Source organism: Streptomyces oryzae (assembly GCF_017676365.1).
Lineage (GTDB): Bacteria > Actinomycetota > Actinomycetes > Streptomycetales > Streptomycetaceae > Streptomyces > Streptomyces oryzae.
Genome location: NZ_JADKMA010000295.1, coordinates 1 through 5,830, shown reverse-complemented (window position 1 = coordinate 5,830; position 5,830 = coordinate 1). Strand labels below are relative to the sequence as shown.

The window sequence follows — 5,830 nt, the reverse complement described above, 5'->3', positions numbered from 1 at the left end:
CCCCCTCCCCTTTCCCCCTCCTCCCGTAAGGACTGATCCACATGGCAACGGCGCCATCCCCGCTCCGTACCGTCGCGGGAAATCTCTGTCTCGGCTCGGCCCCGGACTCCTGGGGAGTCTGGTTCCCCGAGGACGAGCACCAGGTCCCCTACACCCGCTTCCTCGACGAACTGGCGCAGGCCGGCTACACCTGGCTGGAGCTCGGGCCCTACGGCTACCTCCCCACCGACCCGTCCGTCCTGGCCGAAGAGCTGGCCGTGCGCGGGCTGCAGGTCTCCGGCGGTACCGCCTTCGGGGCGCTGCACCGTCCCGAGGTGTGGGACGAGATGCTGGCCCACGTCCGGCAGGTGGCAGAACTCACAGCTGCCGCAGGCGCGCACCATCTCGTGCTGATCCCGCCCATGTACCGGGACGAGAAGACCGGTGAGTTCACCGAGTCGCCCGAGCTGACCGCCGAGCAGTGGGCCGGCTTCGGCCGGAACGCCGACCGGCTCGGTAAGCTTTTGCTCGACGAGTACGACATCCGGCTGGTCCTCCACCCGCACGCGGACAGCCACATCCAGACGCAGCCCGAGATCGAGCGGCTGCTCAACGAGTCCGACAGCAGGTACACGAATCTGTGTCTGGACACGGGTCACGTCGCGTACGGCGGCGGTGACAACCTCGATCTCGTGCGCCGCTTCGGCGAGCGGGTCGGCTATGTGCACATCAAGCAGATGGACCCGGCGGTGCTGGCGCAGGTGGCCGCCGAGAAGCTCTCCTTCGGCGAGGCCGTCAAGCGAGGTGTGTGCGTGTCGCCGCCCGAAGGTGTGCCGAAGCCGGCCGAGGTGGTGGATGTGCTCTCCCGGCTCGACGCCGAGCTGTTCGTCATCGTGGAGCAGGACCTGTACCCCTGCGCTCCCGAGGTGCCGCTTCCCATCGCGGTGCGCACCCGTGAGCACCTGGCCGCCTGCGGCCTGACCGGAACCCGCCGTCCGAACAACAACCGGTAGGAGGCCGCCATGGATGTCAGAGACGACGCGACCAGAGACGACGCGAACCCGGCGCCCACAGCGCCCTCCACGAAGATCGACGACACGCACGAGGCACCGCCCACCGTCCGGCGGCGGCTGCGGCTCATCACGATGATCGCCACCTTCGGCGGTCTCCTCTTCGGCTACGACACCGGCGTCATCAACGGCGCGCTGCCGTACATGACCGACGACCTGGGCCTGACCCCCGCCACCGAGGGCATGGTCACCAGCTCGCTGCTGCTGGGTGCGGCACTCGGCGCGGTCACCGGCGGACGGCTCTCGGACGCACGGGGACGGCGGAAGAACATTCTGCTGCTGGCCGCGGTGTTCTTCATCGGCGCGCTGGGCTGCTCCCTCGCCCCCAATACCGAGGTCATGATCGTGGCCCGGTTCATGCTCGGCCTCGCGGTCGGTGGAGCGTCGGTGACGGTGCCCGTCTACCTCGCCGAGGTCTCCCCGGCCGAGCGCCGCGGTGCGCTGGTCACCCGCAACGAGCTGATGATCGTCACCGGCCAGCTGCTCGCCTTCTCCTGCAACGCGGCGCTCGCCCAGGTGGGCGGCGAGTCCGGCGGTGTGTGGCGCTGGATGCTGGTGCTGGCGACCCTGCCGGCCGTGGTGCTCTGGTTCGGCATGCTGGTCATGCCGGAGAGCCCGCGCTGGCTGGCCTCCAAGGGCCGCTTCCCGGACGCGCTCAAGGTGCTCCAGCAGGTCAGGTCGCAGGCGCGCGCCGAGGCCGAGCTGAGCGAGGTCACCGCGCTGGCCGTCAAGGACGAGGAGCAGAAGCTCGGCGGCTGGAAGGACATGAGGGCCACCCCGTGGGTGCGGAAGCTGATGTTCGTGGGCTTCGGCATCGCGATCGTGCAGCAGATCACGGGTGTGAACACGATCATGTACTACGGCACCCAGATCCTCACCGAGGCCGGTTTCGAGTCGAACAACGCGCTGGTGGCGAACATCGCCAACGGTGTGATCTCGGTGCTCGCGACGTTCGTGGGCATCTGGCTGCTGGGCCGCGTCAACCGCCGCCCGATGCTGATGACCGGGCAGCTGGGAACCACCGCGGCGCTGCTGCTGATCGGCGTCTTCTCACTGACCATGGACTCCGGCATGGGACGCGCCTTCGCGGTGCTGGCCATGACCATCACCTTCCTCGCCTTCCAGCAGGGCGCGATCTCGCCGGTGACCTGGCTGATGCTCTCGGAGATCTTCCCGACGCGGATGCGCGGCTTCGGGATGGGGGTCGCGGCCGTGGTGCTGTGGCTGACCAACTTCGTGATCGGGCTGGTCTTCCCCTCCCTGGTCTCCGGGATCGGGGTCTCCAACACCTTCTTCCTGTTCGTGGTGGCGGGCCTGTTCTCCTTCGCCTTCGTGAAGCTGTTCGTCCCCGAGACCAAGGGGCGCACTCTCGAACAGCTCGAGGACGATCTGCGCGCCCGCTTCTCCTGATCCCTCCCCCGTCTGTCCCGTCCCCGGGAGCACCGTCGGCCGACACCGGCCGGCGGCGCGCCCCGGGGACCGTAGAAAGGAATCCCCCATGACTGTGCGCGTAGGGGTCATCGGCGCCGGAATGATCGGCCAGGACCACATCCGCCGGCTCACCGATGTCGTCGCGGGCTCCCAGGTCACGGCGGTCACCGACATCGACAGCAGCCGCGCTGCCGAGACGGCCGCCCGGGTCGGCGCCCGCGCCCTGCCCGACGGTCCGGCGCTGATCGCCGACGACGACGTCGATGCCGTACTCGTCACTTCCTGGGGCCCCACCCATGCCGAGCACGTACTGAACGCGATATCGGCGGGCAAGCCCGTCTTCTGCGAGAAGCCGCTCGCCACCACAGCGGAGGACTGTCTGCGCATCGTCGAGGCGGAGTGCGCGTACGGCCGCCGGCTGGTGCAGGTGGGCTTCATGCGCCGCTACGACGCCGGGTACCGGCAGCTGAAGGGGGTGCTGGACGGCGGCTCCATCGGCACCCCGCTGATGGTGCACTGCGCCCACCGCAACCCCACCGTGCCGGACTCCTATCACTCCGCCATGGCGGCGCAGGACACGGCCGTGCACGAGATCGACGTACTGCGCTGGCTGCTGGGCGACGAGATCGTCTCGGCCCAGGTGATCACCCCGCGCGCGACCAGCAGGCGGTTCGAGCACCTCAAGGACCCGCAGATCATGCTGTTCGAGACGGCGCAGGGGGTGCGCATCGATCTGGAGGTCTTCGTCAACTGCCAGTACGGCTACGACATCCAGTGCGAGACCGTCGGTGAGACGGGACTCGCCAGGCTGCCCGACCCGGCGGCCGTCGGCGTCCGCACCGCGGGGCAGCACGGTACGGCTGTGCTCCAGGACTGGAAGGGCCGGTTCGCCGACGCCTTCGACACCGAGTTCCGCGAGTGGATCGCGTCCGTCGAGGCGGGCGGTGCGCCCACAGGACCGTCCGCCTGGGACGGCTACGCCGCCACCGTCATCACGGACGCCACGGTCCGTTCGCTCGAGTCGGACCAGCAGCCCGTGACCGTCGACATGAAGCCCCGGCCCGCCCTCTACGGAGGCCCCGCATGAAGATCGCGCTCGACCCGTACATGCTCCGCGCGCTGCCGCTGGACGAGATGGTCCGCACGGTCGCCGAACTCGGTTACCCCTACATCGAGTTGTCGCCGCGGGACGACTTCATGCCGTTCTTCCTGCACCCGCGGGCCGACGACGAACGCGTCGCCGAGCTGAAGGGCGCGCTGCGCCGGCACGGTGTGCAGCTCTCCTCCGTGCTGCCGCTGTACAAGTGGTCCTCGCCCGACGAGACCGAACGGCAGGCCGCCGTTCGCTACTGGAAGCGGATGATCGAGGTCACGGCCGAGCTCGAATGCCCGCTGATGAACTCGGAGTTCAACGGCCGCCCGGAGCGGGCAGCCGAGAGCGAGGCCGCGTTCTGGCGCTCCATGGAGGAGCTGCTGCCCGTCTTCGAACGCGAGGGCATCGCCCTCAACCTGGAGGCGCACCCCGACGACTTCTGCGAGGAGAACGCCCCCGCGGTCGACCTCGTACGGGCCATCAACAAGCCCTGGGTGGGCTACCTCTACTGCGCCCCGCACTCCTTCCATCTCTCCGGGCCCGCGCAGACCGGTGCCGACATCGCGGCGATGCTGCGCTACGCGGGCGACAAGCTCCGGCATGTGCACATCGCGGACACCTTCAACCACAAGGGCTCGTCCGGGCTGCGCTACATCCTCAACCCCCCGGGCACCCCGGCCCGTATCCACCAGCATCTGGACATCGGCCAGGGCGAGGTCGACTGGGACGCCTTCTTCGGCACCCTGCGCGAACTCGGCTTCGACGGCGTCGCCACCGCCTGCGTCTTCGCCTGGGAGGAGCGGGCCCGCGAGTCGTCCGCCATGATGCTGGAGCGGATCACCAAGGAGCTGGCCGCCTGAGGCGGTGCGGCGAGCACGGTCCGGGGGCCCTGGGGGAGGGAGCGGCCCGCCCCTCCCCCAGGGAGCGCATCCTGCGGCGGAGCTCAGCCGTCTCTCAGGCGGAGTAGAAGTGCCAGCCCTGGCGCTGTGAGGGGTGGTCGCCCCACATCCGCTTGAGGTCGATGTAGGTGTCCCCTTCGCCGCGTGCGGTCAGCGCCAGGTCCTCGTCGCGGTAGGAGACGATGCCGTAGTCGGGGTTCTGCGGATCGGTGCCGGGAACGGGCTCCAGGAGCCACCACTGGTCCTTGTTGCGGGTCGAGCCGGAACAGTCGCGGAGGTAGACGATGCTGTTCTCCCCGTTCTCATTGGTGGCGCAGGCCCCGGCGGAGCTCTGCAGCTGATAGACCGGCCGTCCGTTGGAGGTGGCGACCTGGACGAAGCGCCAGGTGGTCTTCCAGTCCTTGCCGGCAGTGGCGGGGTAGACCTGAAGGTAGGTGCCCGGGTTCCCCTTGGTGTCGTCGGGGATCATGTAGTTGCCGGTCACCTGGCTGACCGCGGTGAACTCCCCCGAGGGCACGGCCCGAGTCGAGGAGTCGGCAGCGGCAGGCGCGGCGGCCAGAGCGGTGCCGGTGAGTGCCGCGGCGGCGACGGCGGTCAGGATCCTGCGGGCGGCGCGAGTGAACATGTCGACTCCATGCAGTAGTAGTACCGACACTGTGCGTTGATGACATTAGGTGCGCCGCACCCGGCGAGGGAGAGGGCCTGGGCCCTGCCTCCGTGCGTTCGAAGTGATCAGGCCAGGGAATGGGCCGTCAGCAGTGCGTCACCACCGTCCGGGAGACTCCGCACAGCCGCAGAAAGTCGGCAGATTCCGTTCGCACAGGTTCGGCGTCCGCACCGTCCACGCCGACGAGTAGGGTGCGGCAGCATGTTCGAGATGTTCCAGCGGTTCCGCCGGCAGCCCAGCGCTCCCCCGCCGCACGAACCGCCCCTGTCCACCCACCAGTTGTGGCTGGTCTCCCTGTCAGCGCCGGTCAACCGCGGCCGGGAGGCCTCGCGCACCACCCTGTACCCCTTCCGGCAGCGCGACGACGCCGAGGCGGAGCGCTGGCTGCGGGAGGAGTGGGAGATCCCGGACCGCGACGAACTGCTGGGCAGGCTGGAGGGCTTGCTGAGGAACGGCTACCGCGCCTCGCTGCGCGCGCAGACCGGAACCGACCCGCTGGCCTGGGACGTGGCCCTCTACGTCGATGTCGTCCGCAAGGGCTACGCCGCGGGCCACCTGGACGCCGCGACCGCCTGGCAGTTGCTGCACGCCACCGTCAAACCCACGGTGGCCGCCTACGACTCGTGGCAGGCGTTCGCCGCGGATTATCTACTGGTGCGCAAAGTGTGGATGGAGGGCCTGCGCGCCACCC

The 5,830-nt window shown here is 69.3% G+C and carries 6 protein-coding genes; 5 read left to right on the top strand and 1 reads right to left on the bottom strand.

Annotated features, from left to right (window positions below; translation table 11 throughout):
- Positions 1 to 41 precede the first annotated feature (41 nt).
- The 4 genes from ITI46_RS32735 to ITI46_RS32720 all read left to right on the top strand — a co-directional run bounded on the left by ITI46_RS32735 (position 42) and on the right by ITI46_RS32720 (position 4,433).
- Entirely contained in the window at positions 42 to 992 is a 951-nt protein-coding gene (locus ITI46_RS32735) for a TIM barrel protein (protein WP_209243584.1), read from the top strand.
- A 9-nt stretch (positions 993 to 1,001) separates the two neighbouring features.
- The gene (locus ITI46_RS32730) at positions 1,002 to 2,459 is read left to right on the top strand and encodes a sugar porter family MFS transporter (protein ID WP_209243583.1); all 1,458 of its coding nucleotides are present in this window, start codon (positions 1,002 to 1,004) and stop codon (positions 2,457 to 2,459) included.
- 88 nt (positions 2,460 to 2,547) lie between these two features.
- The gene (locus ITI46_RS32725) at positions 2,548 to 3,567 is read left to right on the top strand and encodes a Gfo/Idh/MocA family protein (protein WP_209243582.1); all 1,020 of its coding nucleotides are present in this window, start codon (positions 2,548 to 2,550) and stop codon (positions 3,565 to 3,567) included.
- A complete protein-coding gene (locus tag ITI46_RS32720; protein ID WP_209243581.1) occupies positions 3,564 to 4,433 on the top strand; it encodes a sugar phosphate isomerase/epimerase family protein in 870 nt (289 codons plus the stop codon). The genes ITI46_RS32725 and ITI46_RS32720 overlap by 4 nt, the downstream gene beginning before the upstream one ends.
- A 94-nt stretch (positions 4,434 to 4,527) precedes the next feature.
- Here ITI46_RS32720 and ITI46_RS32715 read toward each other — a convergent pair whose 3' ends face one another.
- A complete protein-coding gene (locus tag ITI46_RS32715) occupies positions 4,528 to 5,097 on the bottom strand; it encodes a hypothetical protein (protein ID WP_209243580.1) in 570 nt (189 codons plus the stop codon).
- A 243-nt stretch (positions 5,098 to 5,340) separates the two neighbouring features.
- Between ITI46_RS32715 and ITI46_RS32710 the strand changes: the two genes are divergently transcribed.
- The coding region (locus ITI46_RS32710; protein WP_209243579.1) for a DUF1266 domain-containing protein at positions 5,341 to 5,830 on the top strand (490 nt) is incomplete at its 3' end.